Source organism: Pseudarthrobacter sp. KH_020_B, from assembly GCF_057840185.1.
In genome coordinates this window covers 2,745,560-2,770,224 of the sequence record NZ_CM174506.1, presented here as the reverse complement: position 1 = coordinate 2,770,224, position 24,665 = coordinate 2,745,560, and the positions used below count along the sequence as shown (strand labels likewise).

Below are 24,665 nucleotides of genomic sequence, written 5' to 3'. Positions count from 1 at the left end.
CATTGCTCAGTTTGTGGCGAAATTTGCTCGTTTGCGTTCGCTCGGCCCTCCACGTTCTTGGGCGCCGGCTGCCCCTGTATCTATTTGGTTGATACAGGGGCAGCGGACCCAACAACGTCCGGAGTTGCTGAGACAGAGAGACCTGTTGCCTCCGGAGGTAGTCACCTGCTTGCGGGGCCAATCGGTGACGTAGTTTGCACGCTAGGGGAGACCTATGAATGTCAGCAGCGCCTTCGACAATTACCAACGAGTAGTAAATGCAGACGAAGAGTCCATACGCGAAGCCCGGCGGCGCCGGGATCTCTTCAAAGATGCTTTCAGCCCGGCGACCGATGTCATGGAAGTGATTGCCTCAGGGTCCCTACGGAGGGGAACCCATCGGGACCCCATCCACGATGTTGACGTCGTCATAGTCTTTGATGGTGACCACCACCCCACTTGGGGCCAACCAGGTGCATCTGCAGAAGAAGCTCTCCATTACACGCGCGGCAAGGTCAACGCGTTGCTGGGCGCATCGCATGGTACCTTCGCGAAAGAAGTCCGTCTCGCCAAGTGGCGTAACCATGCCGTCAAGTGCTTTCTCGACGACCCCGAGGATTCCGACGCCTTTACAGTGGATGCAATGCCCGCCTTACGTTCCGAAGGCAAATTGCTAATCCCCGAGGCGAAATCCAAAACCTGGGTGCCAGCTGACCCGGAACACCTGATTGCCAGCGTGGCCGCCAAACATAAGGCCTGGAACCAGTTCGCGGGTTCAGTGCGGATGCTTAAGGCCTGGGGTGCTGAGCAGGACATCAAAGTAAAGTCCCTCGTTATGGAGGTACTCGCCCTTCACCATATGCCCACCTCCCAGATACGCCCAGTCGCAATGAAAAACTTCTTCGTGAAGGCCGCATTCCACGTTGAGAGCGGCATGCTAGTCGAGGATCCGGCCGGAATCTGTGGCCCCATCCAAACGGACCTGAAGTATGTGGAGTTCGGGGAACGACTTCGTGCAGCAGCTAAAGCCGCTAGCCTTGCCGTTGCGGCTCAGGCTAGTAACAAAGACGATGCGGCTGTCTCGTATTGGGGTGAAGTTTTCGGGGATGACTTTCCCAGGCCGCCGAAGAGCATAAGTGGCCCTGCTGCGGTTGCGGCAGTGCCACGGCCGGTTAAAGACACGCCACAAGGATGACTGGGGCGGCAAGGCGCGTGGCTGTAACACCAATTGGCTGGATGGAGGCCGAACCGGCTCGTCTTGAGCGGGACAGCGCAGAAATAGCAGCCTTCGCGCCAGATATTGAATACGTATCACCTTCAGCGAACGCACATCATGGGTACTGGACAGGGGTACTGCCGATCTGGCCGTTTGATCGTCCAGCGCCGGACGGGCTAGACGACCTGACAATTGTCGGAGGCCTCAAATTCGCGCTCTATTACAAGGCGGCGTATCCGATGGTCCCGCCGGTCTTATACGCCCTTGAGCCCGAGCCTGCCCTCGTAGAGCGAACACAGAACAGATGGCATGTCGCTCCCGGGGGATCGTTGTGCCTCCTGCAATCCGATGGCGCGTGGACTCCTGAAGCGAGCATCGTTGAGTTGCTGCTCAAAGCCGCTGGCTGGCGGATCGAGTATGCACTCATGAAGGCCGGCTTGATTGAGAGTATGTCAACGAACGGCATTGTGTCAGACAGTTCTCGCGACAAGCTCATTGCCAAAGCCACGCAGTTGAATAAGCCCCAGCACTTGAATGAGGATGGAGAGCAAGGTCAGTGACAATTGCAAGCCCGTTCTTGATCATCTCCCGCGACGCCGCAGAAAAAATATCATCAGCACCATCCTCCGCTGGCACTCTGGCACTTCGTCATGCCCCATCGGAAGACCTGGACGTGGTCAGCATGGTGGAAGTGTCCAGTGGGACGCGAATGCGTGTGCAAATCCCCCGAGAATACACGGCGCTTAACTGGGGTGACGCGGCTCATGCGGGACAGTGGGTGCGGCGTTCCGGGAGCGAGATCAACCTGATTCACTTGGACATGCTTCGAAGGGTTGATGTCAGTATGCCCCTCAACGCGTTCAGGACTTACGTCCCGGAAGTACAAGACCCCGGAGGGAACCGCAGTTTCCTAATAACCCACGATCCCGCGTTGCCCCCGGATTTGCGGAGCTTAGGCGCGTACGAGTTTGCCGCCTGGGTCGTCGATCGAGACGGCGTGGTTCCAATCCACGTGGAGGTTGAGCCCGAGACCATAGGACTTCAACAACTTAGCGGGAAATGGCCGATCCAGGAACTGGCTCAGCACACCGTAATGGTGGTCGGCCTCGGAAGCATTGGTGGCGCATCCGCCGATGCACTTGGCGCATATGGCGTCGGACGCCTTCTATTTGTCGATCCCGACCGGTTCCTGTGGCACAACATGGTGCGTCATGTTCTTGGCGCAGAGAGCGTCGGGCGTCACAAGGTCGACGCCATGAAGGATCGACTTGACCGCCGGTGGGTCGGTAGCAACGTCGAAGTCGAAGGCTATCGGCTGGATGTAGTCAACGACGCCCAGTACATCCGCGGCATGCTGGCCGACGTGGACCTCGTACTGTGTGCGGCTGATGGTATTGCACCACGCCGGGTCGTAAGTCACCTCGCCCGACGTGCAGGGATCCCTGCCGTTCTTGCCTGCGTCCTCGACCAAGGGTCGGTGGGCGAGATACTTCGACTTCGGCCCGGTCCCCGCTTCGGGTGCCTCCTCTGCCAACGCGCTGGCCTTGCATCCCGGGGCACCATCGATGCGGAAGCCGACCAGGAACTCGATTACGGAACGGGTCAGGTCCATCAGCCGATGACTGCCGTCGGCCCAGACCTTCACGCCATCGGCCATCTCGCGGCAAAGGCCGCAGTAGCCACCATTTTGGAGTCCCAGCACGGAGACCATACCCACCAACTCCCTGGTGAACATGCAGTAATCGGCCTTCGTCCCGCCGGAGACCTCGCCGCTCCATTCGATCTGCACCAGCCATGCACCATACGCTGGGACACCATCCCGGAGCCACGACCACACTGTCCGACGTGTAAATCAGCGTGACCGAGGATCATGAAGCCAGGTCCATATCCATCACGGCCGAGGCACTACAGACAATCCGCACCGAAGTCTCGCGGTCGAACAACGGTCTCGAAACAGGTGGGATACTGCTCGGCACAGATTCGCCTGAATGCGGTCCAATGGTCCTGATGGCAGGTCTTCCCGGGCCGAATGCTATCCATCGACCCCAATTCTTCAGCCGGGACACAGAGTACGCTCAGCGCCTGGCTAACGACGCCTGGGGGCGGAGCGGTGCGCAGTGGATAGGGGAGTGGCACACACACCCAGGAGGACAGCCCTCTCCCAGCGGCGCAGACCTTAATTCATACCTCGGCCATTTGACGGATTCGGAACTCGGTTTTGACCGTTTCTTTAGCCTGATCGTGACGTCGTCGCCTGCCGGGTCGCCGTGTGTATCGGCGTGGACAATCTATACGCACGGAGCGTACCCGTCAGTCCTCAGTCTCACCTCGACGAAAGAACCCCTATGAAGAAAACGTTCGACATCGCTGGCGCCTTCTTGAGCAAGCAAGCTGGCCTGGAGGCATCTTATTCGGGTATCCGTGCTGCCACTGCTCACCCGGGCACCATGGGTGACGAAGCGGAAGCGGACTGGGTGGGTTTGATCAGGGACTTTCTGCCTGCCCGATACGAGGTCGGCCCAATCTTCGCGGTGGACTCCACTGGAGAAAGCAGCGACCAAATCGACGTAGCCATCTACGATCAGCAGTACTCACCGCAGTGGTTCGGCACGAGACAAGGCGTTCGGTTCGTTCCAGTGGAGAGCGTCTACGCAGTGTTCGAGGTCAAGCCAAAACTTACCAAGGCCTACCTTGAATATGGACAGGCCAAAATCGCCTCTGTCCGCACGCTCAAACGCGCATCGGCGCCAATTATCCATGCCGGAGGCAAGTACAAGGCGGCAGACCCTGCTGATAAGCCCATTGTGGGAGGAATCCTGGCAACTCGTGCTGATTGGACCCAAGAGACCACGCGGAGTCATTTGGCGAAACACCTACCAGAGCACGGCGAACCAGGGTTCCTGGACATCGGCATCGCCTTGGATACAGTGGCTTTTGACTTTACTCCTGACCTTGTCGACGGAGACGACGACCATGTGGCTGTTAACCCGCCGCTCCAATTCAGTGAACCAGGCAATCAACTTATCCACTTCGCCATCCGCCTGTTCCGCCAACTGCAGCTCATCGGAACTGCTGTAGCGCTCGACATGAGGGAATATGAAGAGGCACTAGAGCGACGCACGCTGCGTGGTGCGGTAGATACGTGATGTCTAGGGCCACCGGCGACCTACTGAGCCACTTTGAGGCCAAAGCGGTCGAGGGAAGCCCGCCACCGCCGAGTTGCAGGACCGGACCGAGCGTCAGGGTCAACAGCGGATCATCGAACGTCCGTGACGCCCAGCTGCGCCGCAATATGAGCGGCAAACACGGGGTCGTCGTGGATGCGGGCCACGACGTCGTCAGCGATCTTGTTCACGTCAAGCGGTCCGTATTCGGACCCCTGCACCGACCAATGAAGATCGACCCTCGGAGTGTAGGCACTCTCACCGTCGTCGCCGTATGCGGTGAGAACGTGGTCGAAAACGAGCTGCACCTTCGAGGTGAAGATGTCAGGTGTGTAGGGCGTCTCGGGCAGCCCTTGGTCCAGGACCCGACGAATGGTGCTGTCAACGTCGTTCATTACGTCAACCTTGCGACGCCAGTCTTGGACGAGCTTGTCGTGGAGATGTTCCAGGAGATTCTTGGCGCTGGCCTTCACGGTGTCACGCTCGTCGCCGGTCAGCACGGGATCGGGCTGGGTTAGCAGATCGAAGATTGCGAGCTCCGCCTCGGTCATGCCTTCTCGTGCCGACCGCTCCTCCTCCTCGGTTAGGGTTTGTGACAGTTCGATCAGGCGTCGGAGGTACTCGTCGATGTTCACGCTTCCGGCGTTGTACTCCGAGATCAGCTGTTCGATGCGCTCGACGAGTTCGTACCGGGTAGGGTTGCGGGTCGCTGCTCCAATGGCCCGTTCGCGGAGAAGTTGGGCCAGCCGGTCTGTCTCGGCTCGCTTGCGACCTGCGAACTTGGCTGCCAATCCCTCAAAGTCAATCAAGGACAGGTCGATCAAGGGGTCGGGCTTGGTCCCTTCCGCAGCCGCCCGGATGACGTACTCCTCCGCACCGACCGATCGGTCGAGCAAGGCATCGACCGCATCGGCGACGACTCCGAGGTCGGCCCCAGGCGGTCGTGTGACATCTGCGATGCGTTCGGCGAGGAACCGGATCGCGGCGACGTTGCGCTGTTGGGCGGCTGCCTTGGGATCCGGTAGGAGGGCTTTGAAGAGCTTACGTACCTGGCGGGCCTTCTGCTGGAAGTCAGTCCGGGTGTCTTCGTCCACCAGCAGAGCCTCGACTGCGGCGTCGCGCTTGGCGATGTGATCGAACCCTTCCGCGTCACGCATCGCGGCAAGAGCCACCCCCAAGCCGGAGCAGAACTCGAACAAGTCGGCCACTGCGGCATCCAGCTCGCCCGAGAGCGCGTCGATGATCTCGATGGGCGACTGGCCGGTCTCTGCGGCTCCGTAGATAGCGAGAGCCTTCTCGAGATTCCGGAAGACGCCGACGTAGTCGACAATCAGGCCGTTGTCCTTCTCTGGGAAGACGCGGTTGGCGCGAGCGATGGTCTGCATCAGCGTGTGGTTCTTCATGGGCCGGTCGAGATAGACGGTCGAGACGCTGGGTGCGTCGAAGCCGGTCATCCACATCGCGCAGACGAACACCAGGCGCAGCGGGTCCGCCGAGTCCTTGAACTTCTCGGCAAGATCGTCACGATTCATTCGCTCGCGGTGTGGCCGGATGTCTAGTCCGAGGTCGTCGAGCATCTTGAGTTCGTTCTGACTCTGCGACACCACCACCGCCATGTCGGCGGTTTCCATCAGTTCGACCCGCGATGCGAGCCAGGGTCGCTCCAACTCAGGGAGCGCATCATGCTCAGCCCGTAACTCGTCCAGATGTTCAGCCCAGGCTTCCTTGACGAAGTTGTACATCCGCACTGCCGCGGCTTTGTCGAGCCCTACGTACATTGCCTTTCCGGTGAAGCCGCGGCCCACGAAGTGAGTCACGAGATCCTTGGCGATGGTCTTCAGGCGCTCGGGACGCGTCAGGAGCGTGTACTGCGTACCGAAGGCGCGAGCCAACTGGCCCTCGGCGTCCTCGTCAAGCTCGGCTTCTTCAAGGAGCGCGTCAAGTTCGTCTGAGAAGTTCTCGTTGACAAGCTGGAGTTCGGGGATGCGGTTCTCGTAGTAGAGCGGGACAGTCGCACCGTCCTCCATGGCATCGCGGAAATTGTAGATGCTGACGTAGTCACCGAACTGCTCGCGAGTCGCCTGCTCCTCGCCGGCGATCAGCGGGGTGCCGGTGAAGCCCATCATCGAGGCGTTAGGCAACGCCGTGCGCATGTTAAGGGCGAGCGTGTCGTACTGGCTTCGGTGCGCCTCATCGGTAATGACGATGACATCGGAACGGCTTGAGAGGACCGGCATCTGCCGTTCCCCGAGGCTCTTGGACGGCTGGAACTTGTGGATCAGGGTGAACACGTACCGGTGATCTGCGGCCAGCAGTTCGCGCAGGTGCGCAACGGACTCCGCGTGCACCCGGGCCTCGGGCGAGATCGCCCCGGCGTCGGCAAACTCTCCATGCAGCTGGGTGTCGAGTTCGGTGCGGTCCGTGACCATAACGAACGTCCACTTGCCGGGCACCTGGCGCAGCACTTTCTGCGTAAACCACAGCATCGACAGCGACTTGCCCGAGCCTTGGGTGTGCCAGAAGACACCGAGGCGTTTGTCCTGCTCTGCGCGGGCGTGATGGAGGTTCTCGATCGCTGCGTTGACCCCGAGGTACTGGTGCGAACGCGCCAAGACCTTGATCAGTCCGCCGGGGCGCTCCATGTAAGCGACGAAGTTCTCGATCAGGTCGAGCAGCACTGCGGGGTCACAGGTGCCCCGGAGGGCTGTCTCCAAGGCGATCGCGCCGCGGGCACCGAGGGCGTCTATGACCATCCAATCGCTGAAAAACTCCCACGGAGAGTACGTCGACCCGACCTTGGCGACGCTGCCGTTGGACAACAGCACGAAACAGTTCGGAATGAAGAGTTGCGGGATGGTGTCGCGATAGTCGGTCAGGTTGTCGTCGTACGCGGACTTAACCGACTCGTTCGGCTCCTTGAACTCCATCAGCACCAAGGGGACGCCGTTGACGAACAACGCAAGATCAAGGCGGCGGCTGTGGAGGTTGCCCTTTACCCACAGCTGCCGCACAGCCAAGAGGTCATTGTGTAAGGGGTTCTGCAGATCGAGGTAGCGAAGCGTGTCGATCTGCTTGTCGCCGCAGTCGTCGGTCCACTCGGCTAGGTAGCCGTCACGGAGCAGGCTGTGGACCTCACGGTTGGCACGCACCCGGTCCATGGCCGAGCGGTCCTTGGTCAGCACCTCGATCGCCTCGTTGATCGACGTGTCGGGCACGTCTTCGGAGTTGAGCTTCCGCATCGCGAACCGCAGCCTGTGACTGAGTACGACATCGTGCTGAGAATCACGCCCAAGGGTTCCCTGGGCTCCGAGGACCTCATGGAAGGCATCCACAGGCGTCCAGCGAAGCCGCTCCAGCAACTCGAGGCTCGGCTTCTCGACATAGAAGTACTCCGGACCCGTGGGAGTCATCACGCGACCAGTTCCACGAGCAACGCATCAAGATCGAGCGTCGACACGTCGATCTGCCCTGTCACCAACTTTGGCAACAGGAGGTCCCGCATAGACTCGAGCACTGCAGCTTGGCGTGCAAGTTCGTGCGACAGCCTCCAGCCTGGCCCGGCCCGAAGGGTGAAATTTTCCATGATCTCACGAGGTGGCAGGAGAACATCGCAATCAATGACCTTCTCCTTGCTCACATTCTGCTGGGCAGCACCCTGCGCGATTTGAATCAGGTGACCGCGTAGGGACTCAAGGGCGAACCAGAGATACTCGGTCGTACAAACGTCAGGATCCGCAACGAGGCCCAGCGCCGCCTGATTTGCGCTTGCCTTCGACGTAAGTAGGCCAAGTCGACCAATGGTTGCTCCATATATGGCCATGAGGATGGTCTCAGGCTCGAATGTCCTGCCTGCCTCAAGCCCAGCGTCTGAGAGCTTCTCCGAGGACCTAAGCAAAACGCCATCGGCTAGGTCGCCGGTTTTGTACCAATCGACTGAAGGTTCGTCCCAATACTCAGGCGTTGACCGTCGAGGCGTGGCACCGGCTTGAACGCGTGAGCAAAGCTCGCCGATCTTCCCGGCGCCCCAATCCTCAGGAATTGGGCCGAGAACCGAGTCGACCAATGGCACGTCGCGGTGGCCGGGGTAGCGGAACTTCACGAACCACTCGCGGTAGATGGCACGCGCCATTTCCTCCAGCACCCCCACCCGCCGCCGGTTATTCTCGATCAGGTCGTCGAATGCTTGGACCACATCCGCGACCGCCCGTTGCGTCCGTACTACTGCCGGCACCCGGACGGGCACCGTGTGTAGGTGGTTGCGGTTCAGACCAGGAATGGCCGCTGCTCCGTCATACTGCGCCAGATCCATCGATCGCAGCAGGGCAGCAACGAAGCGGGGGTCATTCCCCTTGAAGTCACGGACGTACAGAGCAGTGTTCAGCGGCCAAAAGTCCTCCACTATGTAGAAGACCTGACCGAGCGTGCCATATCGGCCGGTCACGACGCCGGGTGCTGCGACCTTCGCCTCGTCATGCCATCCCGTCGTCCCGGACGAAGAGACAACGGGAATCCGACCATTCCTACGCGAACCGTTGGGCAGGTCGTAGCCACGCTTCAGCTCGCACACATCCCCAAGCGGGACAACGTGCCATCCGCTCATACTTCAAGGATCCCTTGAACAGCTGCATCGACCTTCGCGCGCAGGGCCTCAGCCTCGTCGCTCAGCACCGTGAAGTCCTCGTACAGAGCCTCGAGATCGCCCATGAAGTCGATATCGCTCTCGTCAACCGCTGCGGTGCCCGTGTACCGCCCGGGATTGAGGCTCCAGCCCTTGGCTTCGATCTCGGCGCGAGTTGCGACCTTACACAGACCGGCGACGTCGACGTACTTCCCGTCGGGGAAGTTCTCCTTAAACAGGGTGTCGTTGCCGTCAATGGACTCGACTTCCTCGCCCCGGTAGAGCCGCACGACGTTGGCCAGGAACTCGATCTGGTCGGGCTTGAAGTCGCGGTGGGCACGGTCGATCTGGTTGTAGATGTGCCGTGCGTCGAGGAATAGCACAGTGTCTTCGCGCGGCGTACCGACTTTGGCCTTGTCGAGGAACCAAAGCGTCACCGGCAGTGTGACGGTGTAGAAGAAGTTGGAGCTGATGGCGACCATGACGTCGACAGTGCCGGACTCAATGAGTTGCTTGCGGATTTCCTTCTCGGAGTGGGGGGCATCTCCGGCAGAGTTCGCCATGACGAAGCCGGCGCGGCCCTTCGGAGTGAGCGCCGCGTAGAACTGCTGGATCCACAGGAAGTTGCCGTTGTCGGCCTTCGGTACGCCGAACGGGAATCGCTTGTCGCCGGCAAGCTGTTCTTTCTTGATCTTGTCGACGTTGAACGGCGGGTTGGCCATCACGTAGTCGAAGGCGCCGACCGCGCCATGCGGGTCCTCGTAGTAGCTGTTGGCCTGGCGGATGTCGCCCGAGAGCCCGTGGAGCGCGAGGTTCATCTTGGCCAACGGAACAGTGTCCTCCGTCTTTTCCGCTCCGAAGACCGAGATTTTGCGGCTGGCCGACTCGTTGTGCCGCTCAACGAACTTCGCGCACTGGACGAACATGCCGCCCGACCCGCAGGCCGGGTCGAAAACCCGACCTTGGAACGGTTCCAGGATCTCGACGATGAGGCGGACGATGGAGTAGGGCGTGAAGTACTCTCCACCGCCCTTGCCTTCTTGCGCTGCGAAGTTGGAGAGGAAGTCCTCGTAGATGAAGCCGAAAGCGTCGCCTTCGAGCTGGGTGGGCAGCGGTGCAAAGAGCCGCAGCAGTTCGATCAGGGTCGACCGTTCCAGCTTCTGGTAACCGCGGGGAAGGATGTCCTTGAGTTCGGGGTTGTCCTTCTCGATGGCCTTGATCGCCTCGTCGGTGGCCTTGCCGACGTCATCGCCTTCGGGCAAGTCAACAAGACTCGACAGCCGTGCCCTGGCGGGGACATAGAGCACGGACTTCGCCTTGTAGTCCGCGATCGTTGCAGGGTTCCGAGCGCTGGCCTTCGCCTCTACCTCGCCACGGACTGCCTCAAAGCGGTTCTCGGCATACGCGAGGAACACCAGTCCGAGCACCGGGTCGCGGTACTGGCCCGGTGTGAGTTTCGAGTTGGCTCGCAGTTCGTCGGCGGCAGCCCAGAGTGTGGCCCGCACCCGGGCGAGATCGGAAGTTTTCACAATTAGACAATATCGGCAAAGGACGACACCGAGGGCACCTTCACAGTGGGTCGCGCATACTCTGACTACTGTTCGACGCGTCCGCTCTGTGCGACGGAAGGAAGTCGTCGCACGAGCTCGGCACAGACGTCGCGCGCGGCGGGCGCGGCCCAGGCTAGGCGGCAAAAGTGGCGAACGTGACGCCATGAGACCCGCAGGCACCTTGTAGTAGCCGTGGTCCCCAAAGGGAGCCATTCACAGTCTCCATTGACAGGCCGGACTGTGCGGACCGCTACACTGACGCCATGACTGAACCCTCGGCCTATGAGCTCAACGCATGGCGCGGCATCCAGCAGTACAAAGTGAGCCCCGCAACGCAGGCTATACAAAGCACGCTGGGCCACGCCTCTGGCTACTTGAGCAGGGCCAATGACCGCGCGGTTGAGTATTTGGAGAGCCGGCCTCGGACCCAGGCCATGGCCGCCCGGACGCAGGAGTTGGTCGCCAGGACTGCCCAGATAGCCGGTGCCACGAAACAAAAGGTCGCCGAGGCGATCCCTTCTGCGGTGAGCGCATGGCAGGGGACTGCTGTCGGTTCGGTGCAGAGAGCGGTGGGCAAGGTCGCGCGCATCGGGCTTTCACCCAAGCGCGTCGTGGCCAAGCACCAAGAGGCCGGGCACGAGATCAAGCATCTGTTCGAGCTGCGCGGCCTTGACCTTGAGCAGATCGATGCTGTCCGCGGCCGGGGATCGACCTGGGGGTACCCCGTGGGTGGTGCTGCTGTCAGCGCAATTTCCAGCTTCGTTATCTCCGGAAGCTCACTGGCCACGGTGGTGTCGGCAGGGGCTGCAGCCGCACCCTCCGGGGCCACCATCGCCGGCGCTTTCGCTGCCGACGCCGCAGCAACGTACGGGCTCGCCTCCCGCTGCGTCGGCGAGATCGCACTGTCCTACGGCTTCGATCCTGATGCGCCAGGAGAGCAGCTGTTCATCATGTCCGTCCTCAATCTAGCCACTGCTGCAACCGCCGGGGCGAAGGCTGCGGCCATGGCTGACATTTCGCGGCTGACTCAGGGGCTGATGCGCGGCAAGACCTGGGCTTTCCTGATGGACGCATCCCTGATTGCCAAGGTCTCCAAATCCTTCGCCGATCGGTTTGGCAGGCGGCTGACCCAAAAGGGGCTCGGCAAGTTGGCCCCCGGTGTTGGGATTGCGCTGGGTTCTGTCCTGAACTGGGCCACTCTGGATGAGATCGCCTCCGTAGCGGATGTCGAGTTCCGGCGCAGGTTCCTTCTGGAGAAGTACCCCCACCTTGCCGACCAGGTCCAGGATGTGACGATGCCCGACAGGGATGCCGTCGTAGTGGACGGCGAAGTTATCGAGGTCGAGGAGATCAGCATCCTGGGGGAGGTGGCGGAGGCCGGCGGCCCGGACCTGCGCGGAGAAGAACCGGACCCGGACGAGGAATCATGATCACCTCAAGAGCGCCTCTCGCACTATAATTCCACCAGCGTGCGCGCAGCTAGTAGATGCCGTTCTCCTCTGCCCCGGTTCGGCTGGTTGTCCCAGCCTGGGATAACGGCGAGGCCTTCCCTGTTGGTGGGGGAGAGGGAGCCGGCAGCGGCGGCATTGCGGCAGTAGAGAAGCCAGCCGCCCCAGGTCCGTTCCCGCCCGTTCTCAGGAGTGCAACTACGGAACGTGAAGGCGGGTAAGGACTTGCGGCTTTGGTACCAGCGAAGCTCGCGATCGTCGCCATGCCCGTGCGATGAGCTGTAGCGCAGCCCAGGCAGCAGGATCGCCAGCTGGAGCACGGGCGATCCTGTGTAACGCGGAGGCGGAACTTCCTGCCCAATTAGTGAGGGCCTGCTCCGCGCTAGGGCTCGGGCGTCGACTCTCGAGAACTTAAGTTCCGGTCTCTGTGCCGACGTCGGCCACCCCGATAAATGATTCTCTGGGGCATGGTTTCAGGTGGAACAAAGAGATCGACGATGTCAACGCCCAGCACCGCACAGATGTCCCAGAGGCGTTCATAGCCCAGACTCCTCTGGCCCAGTTCCACGTACAGCACGGTCTTCCGATCCATTCCTGCGGCGTTTCCGAGCTCCTCCTGCGTCAGGCCTCGTTCCAATCGCAATTCGCGTATCCGAGCTCCCACCGCCTTGCGACGCGTACTCCAACGCTCTAGCTGGTCAGCGGAGGGCTTACGGGGAACGGGCATCGTTCAATGTCACTAAGATGGGACATTGTTGTCTGTCCAACTAGTTGGACATGGGACCTAAATCACCTTTCAAACGAGGAGTATCAGCCTTGGCAGTACAGGTCAGACTCGACCTTTCGAACTCAGTCTCCATCCGCGATCTCCGCACCTTCCTTAACTGCATGCCGCAGTACGTCGACGAAACGAAGGACCTGCGCTACGGCTACGTGCAGGAGGAAAGGCTCGTCTACCTCGCCGTAGAGTTCCCCTCCGCGTCCCAGCAAATCGAAGCGGCTCCGAGCAGCCAGGCCGCATGACGAAGCCTTCGCAATCCAAGAACGCAAAAAGGCCCGTTAGCGCCCAGTGCATCGACTCCGGACTGGTAGAGGCTGTGACCGACCTCGACTACGGCCGTTATCTAGTCATAACCGCCTCAGCTTCGGAGTATGTCCTGGACGTTGGACCCCACTCCAGCTCACTGACCCGCTCCTTCCAGTGGCAAACCGTGCGCGAGTGGGAGACGGTATCCCTTCGACGGGACGGGGAGACTATGGCCTTACTCGGAATCATCCAACTTCAGCTCGGGCGTCCGGGGGTCTTCCGTATCGACGTTAGGGGCGATGGTATCGAGACGACCAGAATGACAACTTCCGTGTGCGTCATCAGAAGGCTCACAGAGTGAACGTCGTCCGGTTCGCTGTGGCCGGCGACTGGCACGGCGACCTCAGTATCGCCCGAGCCGTAGTCCGAACGCTGAAGAGCGAGGACGTACACCTGCTCCTTCACGTCGGCGACTTAGCCGTTCGATGGCCGGGCCCCAAGAAGGGCCGTTTCGACAAGCGCCTCGGTCAGCTGCTCGACGATGCCGACATCGAATTTCTCTTCATCGACGGCAACCACGACAACCACGAGGAACTCCGCGAGCTCACCCCCCTCCCTGACGGGACCAGGAGGCTGTCCGATCGGATGAGCTACCTGCCCCGGGGGACTGTAATCGAGCGCTATGGCATCCGCATCGGGGGCCTAGGGGGCGCATACAGTGTTGACCGGCGATGGCGAACCGAGGGCAAAGACCTTTGGGCCGACCTTGAGGAACCGACACCAGAGGAAGCCGAACGGCTCATCGCATCGGCTCCAGTTGACGTGCTTCTGACGCACGACGCCCCGGTCATTTTCAAGGGACTCAAGGGGCTCGCGCTGCCGCCAGACATCGCCTTTGCAGCAGAACGCACGCGGGGACTGCTCCAGAGAACGGTCGAGGTGCTGCAACCTGCCCTGCTGTTTTCCGGACACTGGCACCAGCGCAAGAGTCAAGAGCTTGTCTGGGGCGACGGCACTCTCACAGCCGCTCACGTCCTCGCCCACGAGGGCTCATGGGGCGGGAACACCGTTCTTGTGCAATGGGCGGAAGACGGGAGGCCAGAGGTCACGCCGCTGAGAATCCGTTCCTGACGCGCGCTTGCGCAGGCTGATCGCTGACTGCGGCAGGCCGGGCCAGCAAGAATCTCCCTGCTCGGATGCTGGCCACATTGGAGGAGCCCACCAATGCTTCGAGTAGTTGTACTCGCTCGGTGACGAGCTTATCGATGCGATCGTGTTCCGGCTACGGGGACGTGCTGTCTTCGATTAGGGGTCGTACTACCGCGCCAAGCAGGCGTTCGGCATCCGAAACATCCTCAAGTCGCATCAGAGCTTCTCCTCGGAGAACCTTTGCCATGCGGTCATATCCGACGCCCGCAAGGTCGGCGTAAGTGCGGATGCTGTAGCCCCTTTCTCTCAGTCGGCCTGTGATCGTGAGTGCAAGAGTGTGCTGAAGGCGGGCGGCGTCGATCTGGGATGCTTCCGATTCGGAGGCGCCATGGAGCCATGAAATTTCCGCGACCTTGCCAAAATTCCGACGGTCCTGCGGTGCTGCCAGTTGGCGGGGCCGGAATCGAGGATCGCTCATGGTCCGATTCTATGCCGGGCGCATGCGGAATTAGACATGTCCAATTCGGGCTCATGCGGAACGGGAGGGTGCCGCGCCACACGGGTTCTTGGCCGAGATGCCTCGTAGTTCCGGGTGTTGCTGGACGAGGCGGGGCTGCGGGAATCACATCCTGAAGGGTCGCGTCGAAGAGTGCGACCCGGGCGTGGCTGGCCCGAAAACGAGAAGATGTCGGATAGCGTGTATGTCTAATAGACATGCATACGAGTTGCCGGATGGTGGACGACTCAGGGCTCGGAGGCTGACGTGAAGAATGCAGCGGAGACTGCAGACCGGGACGGCAACATGGTTGATACGTTGGGCCTCGCTGTTTTCCCTTGGACGGAATCAGCGGCGCAGGGCCTCCCTCAGTTGCTGGAGGCGAGCGGGCTGGATGCGCCGATCTCTAGGTGCACCGTGGGACGCAACAAGAAGCCGCAGCCCGCTCAACGGGCCATTGTTGGCGAGGAGTAGCGCAATGGGAAGGCGCGACACGTCGGATCCGTATCGGCACGTGGTGTCGACCGATCGCTACCTACTGTTGTGGGAGAACGACGGGATGACAAGGCAAAAGCAGATGGGCTCCGGCTTGACCCAGATGAGCTTCGAGGACACCGCGGCGGTCCGGTCCGGCCGGAACTACCAGCACCGCAGGCACTACGAGGGGATCTATCCGGTGATTTCCACACGACAGTCAGTCTGGTATGAGTCGATACTTGAGTGGCAGTGCCTTATGCAACTGGAGCACACTGGCGACCTCTCCGGCATCTCGGCCCAGCCGTTCTGCATAGTCGGACCGGACCGGTTCCGGCACTACCCCGACTTCTTTTACCGTCGTGCCTCGGACGGGGCGGGCGTAGTTGTCGACGTTCGGTCCGCCGACCAAATTGATGGAGCGACTCGTGCCCAATACGAGCTGACTGCTTCGCTCTGTCGCGAGGTCGGGTGGGAATACGAAATCATGCATGGTTTGACCGGCTGGGCGGCCATGAACCTTGAGTGGTTGTCGTCGTTCCGGCATTCGCGGTTCGCCTTGGCTGCTCCGGTAGTGGAGCGCCTCACGCCGTACCTCAGGAATCCTCGGTCATTCGTTGACGCCGCCAGGCTGATCGACTTGCGGGCGCCGGAGGCGGGCAAAGCTGCTCTTTACCATCTGATGTGGACGCGCGAAGTCGTAACCCTTTCCGATGGCCCATTCTTCGAGGAGATGCTAATCGTGGCAGCAGAGGTTGAATCGTGAATCAATTAGGTGGGTTCAGGCTCGGCGACGCCGTGGCCTTCCGGGACCGAGAGTGGGTGATTGCCACTATGGCCGGTACAGTGTTCGGTCTGCGGGATGTGTTGTCTGACGATTTCATGTCCACGACGCTGACAGAGCTGGTCTTGGCTATCGGACGAACTGACACGCTTGATTCATCGAGATCTAGGATGATCGCGCTTCACGACAGTGACGAGGCGACGATCCTACTGGCAGAGCATGTGCGGGAACTGGTCGACGGAACTGCGCCGGGTGGGGGAGATCCACGCCCCGAGTATGGACTTGGCCATCCCCAGGGCCAGCGCAACGGCCGGAAGGTGGAGGAGCTAAAAGGGCTCGGAATTCGGGTGGGCAATAGCACTCTACGCCGGTACGTCACGGAGTACCGGAAGTACGGGCCAGCAGCGATAGTTGATGGCCGATCAACTCGAACCTACTTGCCCTTGGACGGTGTTGCCGACGAGGTTATCGCAACTTGTGACGGACTGCTCCGGGAACGAGTTCGTAGCTCGTCGACCACCTGGACCAATCTCGCCGCCGAAGTGCGCGTCCGGTTCCTTGCCGAATGGCCGACGAGGCAATCTTTGCTTCCGGGAAAAAAGAAGGTCATTCAGGTCCTTCAGGAGCTGTCCGGCGATCTTGACCCGACTGGTTCAGCGAAAAACCGGCAGACTGCCGAGAACTCACCGAAACGGGTATTCAGCCCGCGTCCTGCGTTACTACCAGGAGGCGAGGTCCAAGTCGACTCGAGCCCATTCGATGTGATCGTGCGGATGCCTGACGGAAGCCCCGGCAAGGTCGAACTGACGATCATGATTGACAAGGCCACGCGGTCGATCATGGCCAGCAGCGTCAAGAAGAAGAACACCGGTATGGACGTTGCCGCAATGCTGGCCGACTCCATGACGCCTCCGCCGCTTCGCCCAACGGGGTTGCCAGCGATCGACACTTGGCGCCTGCGTCGCATGGAACTGCCGTGGGCCAAAAACTTGACCCACGACCAGAAGTCGCTGCTTGACACGACCCGCCCGGCAATAGTTGTCAACCGGCTGGTTACTGACAATGGCAAGGATTACAGGTCGCAGGTGGTCGAGGCGGCCTGCGCGCAGCTGGGGATCGTCTTGACGCGCTCGGCGGTCCGAACCCCCACGGAATATCCCGAGGATTCTGTTATCCCGAGTTGTTGCCGCGCTGTGCCTGTGGGAGCGGCCTTGGGGCGGTATTCCTCGGGATAACCATCGCGTGTTTTCGTTGACTCATCTCTATTGATTTTCACTTGGAGGTGAGCAGGAGATGAATGTTTCTATCGCCGGGCTGATCGTGCAGGCGGATGCTGCAATGAGTGGCCTTGGGCATGCGCCATCGACGCACATGCAGTATCGGTGGGCATGGTCCCAGTTCGAGAAGTTCTGTTCCCGGGAGGGCGTTGACGAGTTCACGGAGGACGTCGTTGCCTTGTATCTGCAGGCCGTCGCTGCAGAGCACCGGGAGGGCCGGATCAAGGAGTGGAAGCGAAAGCTGCGGCGTAAATCGGTCCTGGTCCTGTCCGAGGTAGCGAGGACAGGCACGTACCGGTGGGGGTTGTCTCGCCGGATTCATCCGAATGATGCACTCAGTGCGGCGTTCCGTCCGGTTCAAGAGCAATTCGAGGCCTGGCTTGGCGATCAAGGGCTGGCGTTGGCTACCAGGAATTTGTATTCAGTGGTGTCCCGCGCGGTGCTGGCGTGGCTGCCCGAACGTGGTGTGGCCGATGTTCGGGCGCTCTCTGGTGCGGATGTGTCTGCGGCGGTGGTCTTTCTCGGCGGACGTTATCGGCCCGGGAGCATGAGGACTGCGGTGACGGTGGTGCGGGTGTTGTGCCGCTTTCTTGAGGACTCGGGCTATTGCGCAGGGCTGTCACGGGCGGTCCCGACGCGGTTCTCGAGGCGGGTCAATTCTGCCGTTGCGCTCCCGCCCGACCGTATTGAGGAACTGACGAACTCGCCGGACGTGGCCAAACCGTCCGGCCGCCGGGACCGGGCCTTGCTGCTGCTGGCGGCCAGAACAGGCCTGCGCCCTGTTGACATGGTGGGCTTGCGTTTGAGCGACATCGACTGGAAGCAGGGACAGATCGCGCTCACCCAGCATAAGACGGGGACTGTGCTGACGTTGCCGCTGCTGGCCGATGTCGGGGAGGCGATCGCTGACTATCTTCTCCACAGCAGGCCCGCCGGTGTTGCCGACGATCACGTGTTTCTGCGAGCCCATGCCCCGTACGTTGGCCTGTCACCTTCGTCCGGTTTGTATAACGTGGCCTCGCATGCGTTTGCCCGCACCGAGACAGCTGCACCGAACGGCACTGGCCGCGGTTTCCGCGTGCTGCGGGCATCCTTCGCGACCAGGATGCTCGAAGGCAGCACTCCGTTGCCGGTAATCTCCGGCGCGCTCGGTCACCGGGGCATCGACTCGGCAAAGCACTATCTCGCGGCCGATGAAAGGCGCATGCGGGAATGCTGTCTCGATTTCGCTGGCATTGAGCCGAGGACGGCGCGGCCGTGAACGGTTTCGCCAGCAGCCTGGCCCCTCATATCCAGAGCCTGTTGGCGCTCAAACACGCGTTGGGGCTGCCCTACGAGGGGTCCGAGCGGCACCTGCACCATTTCGATGCGATGTGTGCCCGGGACTTTCCCGGACAGCACACACTGACCCGCGACATGGCGATGGCATGGGCCGTTGGCCGCCCCGATGAGCACGTGAACGGGCAGATGCGACGGATCACCCCGGTCAGGCAGCTCGCCAAGCACATGGCCGGTCTCGGTGTCGCCGCGTATGTCATCCCGTCGGGCATTCCGGGCAGACAGGTCCGTTACCGCCCACACATCTTCTCGCGCGAGCAGCTGCGGGCGATCTTTGACGCGGCCGACCAGGTTCGGGCCTCCGGGTTCGGCTGGCAACGGCATCTGATCATCCCGGTGATATTCCGGATGATCTATTGCCTGGGCCTGCGGCCGGGAGAGGCCCGGCGGCTGTATCGAAATGATGTTGATCTGGCCCGGGGCACGGTCAGTATCCGCGAGTCCAAAGGGCACAAGGACCGGCTCGTGTTCATGTCGCCGGACCTGCATGATTACTGCCGCAGTTATGACGCTGCGATCAGCGCGTACCACCCAGACCGGATGCCGTTCTTCCCCAACCGATCGGGCGGTTTCTACCACGCATCAAGCATCGACTATTGGTTTCACGAGCTCTTGACCACCGCCGGCCCGGCAGTCGTGTCCAGCCCCGGCTCACCGCCGCGCCCCTACGACCTTCGCCACGCCCACGTGATCGAGAGCATCAACAGGTGGGTGCGCGCCGGCCGTGACCCGGAAGCGCTGGTGGCCTATCTGAGTCTTCATCTTGGGCACAGCAGCACCGAAGACACCTGGTACTACTTCCACCTTGCAGCCGATTTCCATCCCGAGCTGCGCAGGCTCGCCAACACCGGCATCGAATCCACTCTCCCGGAGGCATCCCATGGGATCTGATGATTTCTTCCGCCTCGTCCGCACCTGGCTGACCATCCACCTTCCCAGGGCACGCAGGCTCAGCCCGCACACCATCCGCTCCTACAAGACCGCACTGAACACGCTGCTCGCCTATCTTCGCGAAACACGGCACCTGGAGCTGGCCGACATCACCTTCGGCGCCATCAACCACGCCACCATCACCGGGTTCACCACCTGGCTGCTCGATACCAAACACATGGCAGCCTCCTCAGCGAACCAACGGGTAGCCGCGATCAAGTCCTTCCTCTCCTACTGCGCCGGCGAGGACCCGGCACTCGTCGCGATCTGGCTGGATATCAAACAAATCCGGCCAGCCCGAGCACCGGCCCATGCACCCGACGCGCTGACCATGCCCGCCGTCGAGGCGCTGATCCGAGCACCAGGACAACACACCAGCCATGGACTCAGGGACACCACCATCATCCTGCTCATCTTCGATACCGCCGCCCGAATCCAGGAAGTCCTCGACCTGACGCCTTCCGACATCGACACCACCCCCGGAAGCGGGCGCGTGACGCTCACAGGGAAAGGCCAGAAGACCAGAACGATCCCCATCATGGACAAAACCGGCCGCCACCTGAACCAATACCTGAACGTGTTCCACTCCGGCACGCCCGAACCGGAAGCGCCCTTCTTCTACACGATCCGGGCAGGCCAACACCAACCGATGAGCCAGGACAACATCACCTACCTGCTGAACAAGCACGCCACAGCCGCGCGAGAGCATTGTCCGGAGATTCCCGGGCGGATCCATGCCCACCAGCTGCGGCACGCCCGCGCCATGCAGATGCTGCGCGCCGGCGTGCCCCTTCCCCACATCAAAGAATTCCTCGGTCACGCCAACATTGCCACCACCAGCATCTACGCCTCGGCCGATAACCAGATGGTGCGCGAGGCAATCCAGAAAGCCGCCAGCACCACACCCGACCTCGCCCCCATCTGGAAAGGACCTGACGACCTGATCCTCCGCCTCGCCGGACTCAAATAGTTATCCCGAGGAATACCGCCCCAAGGCCGCTCCCACAGGCACAGCGCGGCAACAACTCGGGATAACAGAATCCTCGGGATATTCTTTCTAATCCCGAATTCGGGATTATACAGACAAAGCCAACGTGGAGCGGGCGTTCCACACAATCAAGACCAGGTTCGTGATGCTTCTGCCCGGCCAGACGGGCGGCACCGTCGAGGCGCGCGGTCAGCAGCCGGAGCGCGAGGACCTTCTAGATGTCGAGGAACTGATTTGGCTCTTCGATGCCTGGGTAGCTCAGGTCTGGCAGAACAGTCCAATGGAGGGGTTGCGTGACCCTCGTCATCCCTCGGCACCGCCGCTGAGCCCAAACGCGATGTACGCAGCGATGTTTCCATTCGTCGGATACGTACCGATGCCACTGAGTGAACGCGACTACATATCGCTAATGCCCGTCGACGAGCGCACGATACAGAAGGACGGCGTAGAGTTTGGTCGGCGTACCTACGACTCTCCCGCGCTGGCGGAACACCGATCCTCGGGGTTGCTGGGCAAGAAAAAATACGAGCTCCGTTACCAGCCCAACGACCCCAGCCGAATCTGGGTTTACATCGACCAGACTGACGAGTACGTCGCATGCGACTGGCGCGATCGTCGCGTGGACACGCCTCACTCCCGACGGATGTGGGACTTGGCGGGGCAGGTGCGCAGCACTTTCCATCCCCTTGATCCCGATGACGGCCTCGGAGAAACTATCTCACTGATCGACCGCGCCCACAGGCAGTGGAAGAAGGAAGCCGCAAAAGCCGAGCGGGCCGAGCTTGCCGAGCACCTCGACGAAGTGCAGGGCCGTACGGCCCGTACGGGTCGTGCCTCCCTTCGCGCTGTTGACGACGAGGCACCCGCCGCCACCAGGACCAATCGGGCGGACGGCCAGGTCGATGATTGGAACCTTGACGACTGGGAGCCGGACGAAGCATTCGGCATCGAAAAGGAGGTCTGAAGAAGGTGAAGTACCGTAAACGATTGCGCACGGGCGGAAACCTCTCCCACTATCTTGGGTACCTGACCTGGGCACAATCCCAGCGTGAGGCTGTCCGCATGCCGCCGAACGATGCCGTCGCCTCTATGACCACCCTGCAGCGGCGCGAATACGACGAGGCTCGCCAGATCTACCTGTCGCGCGGCATAACGGTCGCTACCAGGACTGTCCATGACCTCGACGCGACTGTCGTGGAGCAAATGGACACGAACTTCGCCAAACGTGGCGGCGGCCATGGCATATTCCTCTCTGCGCCATCCGGGGCTGGCAAGACAACATCCCTGCACCGAGTACTCGGTGCCGTGCTCGCCGATCTAAAACAGGACGACCCGGAATTGCTTGAACGGGGAGAGGTCCCGGTCGGATACGTGTGCATCCCGGCACTAGGAACACCGCGCTCCGTCTACCAAGTGCTCGCCGATTATCTCGGCATCGACTACACGGCAGGCGTCACCGAAGCCGAGCTGTCAACAATGGTCCGCAACGGAATTAACCTAACCCGGATGGAGCTCTTAGCGATCGACGAGGTCCAAAACCTTGATAACGCAGCCAACGCCGGATCTGTCGCTGACGCACTCAGGCGACTAGGGGACGATGTGGACGCCACCATCATCTTGGCCGGCATCGACCTCGAGCACACCTCGATCACGACAGGCCGCCGCGGCGCTCAAATCGCCAATCGGTTTCGTCGCGCCGCCGTTTACGACTATGCCGACGATGCGCAGGAAGATTGGAAGAAGCACTGGCTCGGCTTGGTGGGTGGGATGGCCGCAGCTCTGCCGCTCCATGCAAGTGACCCTAGGGAGACAGTGAAGCTCTCCGCACTGCTCTTCGACATCACTCGAGGCTCTGTTGGAATGCTCAACTCTGCGCTGACCCAGATAGCACGTCGCAAGATCTCTGAAGGAGCGCTTGACAAGGAACAGGTGACTGCTGAGGACCTCGACCGCATCTCACTAACTTTGCAGGCAGAACGCCACCGGGTCCGAGTGACGGCGGGCCCGAAACCCTCTGGCAGGAAGACCGCTGCAATTGGTGCCCACGTGCGGGGAAGGAAACGAGCGAGTGCTTGAACCCAGGCCGTCCTTGGCCTCAATATTAGTCCCCGAGCCCGTGCCCGGAGAGACACCGGCAAGCTATGCCCGCCGACTTGAGGACCGCCTCGGTGCTCGTCATGGTACTTACCTCGGCAAAGCTACCTCTGAACTGCGGAGACTCGGGATCACCGAACCGACCACATCCCAGCAATATGACCAGCTGGCGGATCTCCTCAGGGAACGCTGTGATCTGGAAGAAGACCACTTTGTGCCCGGCCTATGGGACATGGAAATGGCCTGGTCCTCATGTCCTCAGTGCGGCCCTGTCGTCGAACTTGACGCCCGGCGCGCGAATTTCGTCTGCCTGAAGCATTGCCTTTGGACGGGACCAGTTTGCGTCGAATCTCACGATCGATTGGACCCCGCAAAGCCAGATCCTCGGCACGGGGAGCCGGTGGCAGCAGTGGTCGTGAGTGCAGCGGCCACTCTTGAGCAGCGCAGAAAGACGCACCCCGACCTCGTGGGCGAGTGTCTGCGCCGTACTATATCAATGCGTTCTCATGGCCGCCGCCGAATCCCGGAGCCTTGTGATCTGCCAGTCGTTTCCGTATTGGTTGCCGTTGGGCTCAACCCATTTACCCTGCTTGACCTGGCTGCAGCCTGTGACACAACGGCCGCTCGCGAAAGCCTCCAGAGTCGCATCGAGGACGTCGCTGCGGAACTTTTGAACGTCGTGACAAAGCAGCAGTTGGTTCAGCTGATCGACCAGGCCTGGTTGCTTCTCCGCCCGACAGTAGTTGCCGCGCGTGTTGCGTCTGGTCAGGACATCCCCGTCGATGATTTGGACCCCGTGGTGCCTCTGCCCGTTGCCATTGCCGGTGCTGAGTTCAAGGCGGACCCGCGGGATTGGTTCGGGCATTTGAGGACTAAACGTACTGACGACTTTTGGTGGATTGACCGCTTTGCAGCAAGGACGGCAGGGTATGTGAGGGGCAGCAGCGCCTGGACGTTGCTGTGTCCGGCGGGCCATTGCCTCCACGACAGCCAGTCCAGAGCTCGGCGTTACCCGCACAATGAGTTCCACTGTTCAGTTTGTGCAGGGTCCCGCGCTGTGGATGGCATCAGCTCTTTGGCCGACACCCACCCGTCCGTGGCCATTCAATGGGACGAGAAGCGAAATGGCGACGTCACGGCCGGCGCGATGCTGGGCGGGTCAAACAAGAGAGTGTGGTGGCGCTGTGCTGAGGGGCACTCCTGGCAAGCCATCATTTCCAACCGTGCGCTGCTCGGTTCAGGCTGCCCATACTGCGCCGCCAAGGCTGTCCTGCCCAATTACAACGACTTAGCAACGACGCATCCAACGCTGGCAAAGTTTTGGGACCCCGGAGTAGAGCAGAAGCAGGCGCACGAAGTCTCCGCTGGCAACGCGACTGCGAAATTACATCTGCGGTGTGCGGCAGGCCACCGTTTCGTTCGCACTCCGGCCAAGCTCGTCTTGCGCCCGTTCTGTCCGTATTGTGACGGCCGCGCCGTGGCCGAGGGGGAGAACGACCTTGTGACCACGCACCTCTGGGTGGCTTCATGGTGGCACCCATCCAAGAACGGCGCGCTGAAACCGGTAGATGTGAAGGCTGGTTCTGAAAAACGCGTGTGGTGGCAGTGTCCGGACGGTCACGAATTCGAGCAGCAGATCGACTATCGTGCCAGGCAGAAAAAACAGCAGTGCCCGGTCGACACCGGTCGCCTCATGGTTACTGGAGAAAATGACTTGGCAACCAAGCAGCCGGGTCTCGTTGCTGACTGGGATTATGAACGCAACAACGTCGACCCCACACAGGTCGTTCCGGGTACCAAGAACCGATGGTGGACTTGCCGAAACAACCACACCCAGCACACAGCGGTTCGCAATCGTGCACGCTCCGGTGGATGCTCAGAGTGCCCTCCTGAGGCGCGTATCGCAACACCAGCAAGCGAGTTTGCTCGCGGGCGGCAAGGCTGGGATAAACGCATCAGGCCGAACGTACTTAGCTGACGACACAACTTTACGAACGCAGCATCGACAGATGGGGGCTAAAACGTACTCAACCCGACCCACTCCGCAGCGCTCCAGCCAGACGTGTGAAAGAAGAATGAGCAGGGCACGGGCGACACGCTCGTGAAAGGAGGGTTTATGCATCATTCGGGTCC

The 24,665-nt window shown here is 61.1% G+C and carries 22 protein-coding genes; 16 read left to right on the top strand and 6 right to left on the bottom strand.

Going from position 1 to position 24,665, the window contains the following annotated elements; genetic code table 11:
- The first annotated feature begins 214 nt into the window (after positions 1–214).
- The 5 genes from AC3IT0_RS12710 to AC3IT0_RS12690 all read left to right on the top strand — a co-directional run bounded on the left by AC3IT0_RS12710 (position 215) and on the right by AC3IT0_RS12690 (position 4,341).
- Positions 215–1,174 carry a nucleotidyltransferase domain-containing protein gene (locus AC3IT0_RS12710; protein WP_489320156.1) on the top strand — a complete coding sequence of 320 codons (960 nt, stop codon included), beginning with the start codon at positions 215–217 and terminating at the stop codon, positions 1,172–1,174.
- Between the two features lie 17 nt (positions 1,175–1,191).
- Complete coding sequence (locus AC3IT0_RS12705; protein ID WP_489320155.1) at positions 1,192–1,755, top strand: hypothetical protein; 564 nt, start codon at positions 1,192–1,194, stop codon at positions 1,753–1,755.
- A 122-nt stretch (positions 1,756–1,877) separates the two neighbouring features.
- Positions 1,878–3,056: a HesA/MoeB/ThiF family protein gene (locus tag AC3IT0_RS12700; protein WP_489323788.1), complete on the top strand. Its 1,179-nt coding sequence runs from the start codon at positions 1,878–1,880 to the stop codon at positions 3,054–3,056.
- Positions 3,053–3,544, top strand: coding sequence for a Mov34/MPN/PAD-1 family protein (locus AC3IT0_RS12695; RefSeq protein WP_489320154.1), 492 nt, complete (start codon positions 3,053–3,055; stop codon positions 3,542–3,544). Before AC3IT0_RS12700 ends, AC3IT0_RS12695 begins: the two co-directional genes overlap by 4 nt.
- Complete coding sequence (locus AC3IT0_RS12690) at positions 3,541–4,341, top strand: DUF6602 domain-containing protein (protein ID WP_489320153.1); 801 nt, start codon at positions 3,541–3,543, stop codon at positions 4,339–4,341. The genes AC3IT0_RS12695 and AC3IT0_RS12690 overlap by 4 nt, the downstream gene beginning before the upstream one ends.
- 110 nt (positions 4,342–4,451) lie before the next feature.
- On the opposite strand, the gene AC3IT0_RS12685 is transcribed toward AC3IT0_RS12690, so the two are convergent.
- Genes AC3IT0_RS12685 through AC3IT0_RS12675 form a run of 3 tightly spaced genes read right to left on the bottom strand, consistent with a single transcriptional unit; the run spans position 4,452 to position 10,506 of the window.
- Positions 4,452–7,769 carry a type I restriction endonuclease subunit R gene (locus AC3IT0_RS12685; RefSeq protein WP_489323787.1) on the bottom strand — a complete coding sequence of 1,106 codons (3,318 nt, stop codon included), beginning with the start codon at positions 7,767–7,769 and terminating at the stop codon, positions 4,452–4,454.
- Positions 7,769–8,959 carry a restriction endonuclease subunit S gene (locus AC3IT0_RS12680; protein WP_489320152.1) on the bottom strand — a complete coding sequence of 397 codons (1,191 nt, stop codon included), beginning with the start codon at positions 8,957–8,959 and terminating at the stop codon, positions 7,769–7,771. The genes AC3IT0_RS12685 and AC3IT0_RS12680 overlap by 1 nt, the downstream gene beginning before the upstream one ends.
- On the bottom strand, positions 8,956–10,506 hold the full coding sequence (locus AC3IT0_RS12675; protein WP_489320151.1) for a type I restriction-modification system subunit M: 1,551 nt from the start codon (positions 10,504–10,506) through the stop codon (positions 8,956–8,958). Before AC3IT0_RS12675 ends, AC3IT0_RS12680 begins: the two co-directional genes overlap by 4 nt.
- A 284-nt stretch (positions 10,507–10,790) precedes the next feature.
- Between AC3IT0_RS12675 and AC3IT0_RS12670 the strand changes: the two genes are divergently transcribed.
- Positions 10,791–11,957 (top strand): EcsC family protein, encoded by a 1,167-nt coding sequence (locus tag AC3IT0_RS12670; RefSeq protein WP_489320150.1) that lies wholly within the window; start codon positions 10,791–10,793, stop codon positions 11,955–11,957.
- Between the two features lie 400 nt (positions 11,958–12,357).
- On the opposite strand, the gene AC3IT0_RS12665 is transcribed toward AC3IT0_RS12670, so the two are convergent.
- Positions 12,358–12,702, bottom strand: coding sequence for a helix-turn-helix domain-containing protein (locus AC3IT0_RS12665; RefSeq protein WP_489320149.1), 345 nt, complete (start codon positions 12,700–12,702; stop codon positions 12,358–12,360).
- Between the two features lie 89 nt (positions 12,703–12,791).
- Here AC3IT0_RS12665 and AC3IT0_RS12660 point away from each other — a divergent pair, with 89 nt between their 5' ends.
- Positions 12,792–12,998 (top strand): hypothetical protein, encoded by a 207-nt coding sequence (locus AC3IT0_RS12660; protein WP_489320148.1) that lies wholly within the window; start codon positions 12,792–12,794, stop codon positions 12,996–12,998.
- 361 nt (positions 12,999–13,359) lie between these two features.
- On the top strand, positions 13,360–14,133 hold the full coding sequence (locus AC3IT0_RS12655; RefSeq protein WP_489320147.1) for a metallophosphoesterase family protein: 774 nt from the start codon (positions 13,360–13,362) through the stop codon (positions 14,131–14,133).
- A gap of 151 nt (positions 14,134–14,284) precedes the next feature.
- Here the strand turns inward: AC3IT0_RS12655 and AC3IT0_RS12650 are convergent, their stop codons facing one another.
- Positions 14,285–14,629 carry a hypothetical protein gene (locus AC3IT0_RS12650; protein WP_489320146.1) on the bottom strand — a complete coding sequence of 115 codons (345 nt, stop codon included), beginning with the start codon at positions 14,627–14,629 and terminating at the stop codon, positions 14,285–14,287.
- Between the two features lie 496 nt (positions 14,630–15,125).
- Here AC3IT0_RS12650 and AC3IT0_RS12645 point away from each other — a divergent pair, with 496 nt between their 5' ends.
- The 7 genes from AC3IT0_RS12645 to AC3IT0_RS12615 all read left to right on the top strand — a co-directional run bounded on the left by AC3IT0_RS12645 (position 15,126) and on the right by AC3IT0_RS12615 (position 22,514).
- Positions 15,126–15,887, top strand: coding sequence for a TnsA-like heteromeric transposase endonuclease subunit (locus tag AC3IT0_RS12645; RefSeq protein ID WP_489320145.1), 762 nt, complete (start codon positions 15,126–15,128; stop codon positions 15,885–15,887).
- Positions 15,884–17,140 carry a hypothetical protein gene (locus tag AC3IT0_RS12640; protein WP_489320144.1) on the top strand — a complete coding sequence of 419 codons (1,257 nt, stop codon included), beginning with the start codon at positions 15,884–15,886 and terminating at the stop codon, positions 17,138–17,140. Before AC3IT0_RS12645 ends, AC3IT0_RS12640 begins: the two co-directional genes overlap by 4 nt.
- A gap of 58 nt (positions 17,141–17,198) precedes the next feature.
- Positions 17,199–18,443 (top strand): tyrosine-type recombinase/integrase, encoded by a 1,245-nt coding sequence (locus tag AC3IT0_RS12635; RefSeq protein ID WP_489319920.1) that lies wholly within the window; start codon positions 17,199–17,201, stop codon positions 18,441–18,443.
- Positions 18,440–19,411: a tyrosine-type recombinase/integrase gene (locus tag AC3IT0_RS12630; RefSeq protein WP_489320143.1), complete on the top strand. Its 972-nt coding sequence runs from the start codon at positions 18,440–18,442 to the stop codon at positions 19,409–19,411. The genes AC3IT0_RS12635 and AC3IT0_RS12630 overlap by 4 nt, the downstream gene beginning before the upstream one ends.
- A complete protein-coding gene (locus AC3IT0_RS12625; protein WP_489319918.1) occupies positions 19,401–20,420 on the top strand; it encodes a tyrosine-type recombinase/integrase in 1,020 nt (339 codons plus the stop codon). Before AC3IT0_RS12630 ends, AC3IT0_RS12625 begins: the two co-directional genes overlap by 11 nt.
- Before the next feature lie 163 nt (positions 20,421–20,583).
- Positions 20,584–21,402, top strand: a complete 819-nt coding sequence (locus tag AC3IT0_RS12620; RefSeq protein ID WP_489323786.1) for a Mu transposase C-terminal domain-containing protein — start codon at positions 20,584–20,586, stop codon at positions 21,400–21,402.
- A 5-nt stretch (positions 21,403–21,407) separates the two neighbouring features.
- Complete coding sequence (locus AC3IT0_RS12615; RefSeq protein WP_489320142.1) at positions 21,408–22,514, top strand: ATP-binding protein; 1,107 nt, start codon at positions 21,408–21,410, stop codon at positions 22,512–22,514.
- A gap of 511 nt (positions 22,515–23,025) precedes the next feature.
- Here the strand turns inward: AC3IT0_RS12615 and AC3IT0_RS12610 are convergent.
- Positions 23,026–23,397 (bottom strand): hypothetical protein, encoded by a 372-nt coding sequence (locus AC3IT0_RS12610; RefSeq protein WP_489320141.1) that lies wholly within the window; start codon positions 23,395–23,397, stop codon positions 23,026–23,028.
- Between the two features lie 210 nt (positions 23,398–23,607).
- Between AC3IT0_RS12610 and AC3IT0_RS12605 the strand changes: the two genes are divergently transcribed.
- A complete protein-coding gene (locus AC3IT0_RS12605) occupies positions 23,608–24,510 on the top strand; it encodes a zinc-ribbon domain-containing protein (protein WP_489320140.1) in 903 nt (300 codons plus the stop codon).
- Positions 24,511–24,665: the final 155 nt, after the last annotated feature.

Bases quoted from the DNA above. Each gene is read 5' to 3' on its own strand.
- AC3IT0_RS12650 (WP_489320146.1), bottom strand. From the start codon at position 14,629: ATGAGCGATCCTCGATTCCGGCCCCGCCAACTGGCAGCACCGCAGGAC.
- AC3IT0_RS12690 (WP_489320153.1), top strand. From the start codon at position 3,541: ATGAAGAAAACGTTCGACATCGCTGGCGCCTTCTTGAGCAAGCAAGCT.
- AC3IT0_RS12710 (WP_489320156.1), top strand. From the start codon at position 215: ATGAATGTCAGCAGCGCCTTCGACAATTACCAACGAGTAGTAAATGCA.
- AC3IT0_RS12645 (WP_489320145.1), top strand. From the start codon at position 15,126: ATGGGAAGGCGCGACACGTCGGATCCGTATCGGCACGTGGTGTCGACC.
- AC3IT0_RS12625 (WP_489319918.1), top strand. From the start codon at position 19,401: ATGGGATCTGATGATTTCTTCCGCCTCGTCCGCACCTGGCTGACCATC.
- AC3IT0_RS12685 (WP_489323787.1), bottom strand. From the start codon at position 7,769: ATGACTCCCACGGGTCCGGAGTACTTCTATGTCGAGAAGCCGAGCCTC.
- AC3IT0_RS12670 (WP_489320150.1), top strand. From the start codon at position 10,791: ATGACTGAACCCTCGGCCTATGAGCTCAACGCATGGCGCGGCATCCAG.
- AC3IT0_RS12635 (WP_489319920.1), top strand. From the start codon at position 17,199: ATGAATGTTTCTATCGCCGGGCTGATCGTGCAGGCGGATGCTGCAATG.
- AC3IT0_RS12620 (WP_489323786.1), top strand. From the start codon at position 20,584: ATGCTTCTGCCCGGCCAGACGGGCGGCACCGTCGAGGCGCGCGGTCAG.
- AC3IT0_RS12700 (WP_489323788.1), top strand. From the start codon at position 1,878: ATGGTGGAAGTGTCCAGTGGGACGCGAATGCGTGTGCAAATCCCCCGA.
- AC3IT0_RS12665 (WP_489320149.1), bottom strand. From the start codon at position 12,702: ATGCCCGTTCCCCGTAAGCCCTCCGCTGACCAGCTAGAGCGTTGGAGT.
- AC3IT0_RS12610 (WP_489320141.1), bottom strand. From the start codon at position 23,397: ATGCCCGAACCAATCCCGCGGGTCCGCCTTGAACTCAGCACCGGCAAT.
- AC3IT0_RS12680 (WP_489320152.1), bottom strand. From the start codon at position 8,959: ATGAGCGGATGGCACGTTGTCCCGCTTGGGGATGTGTGCGAGCTGAAG.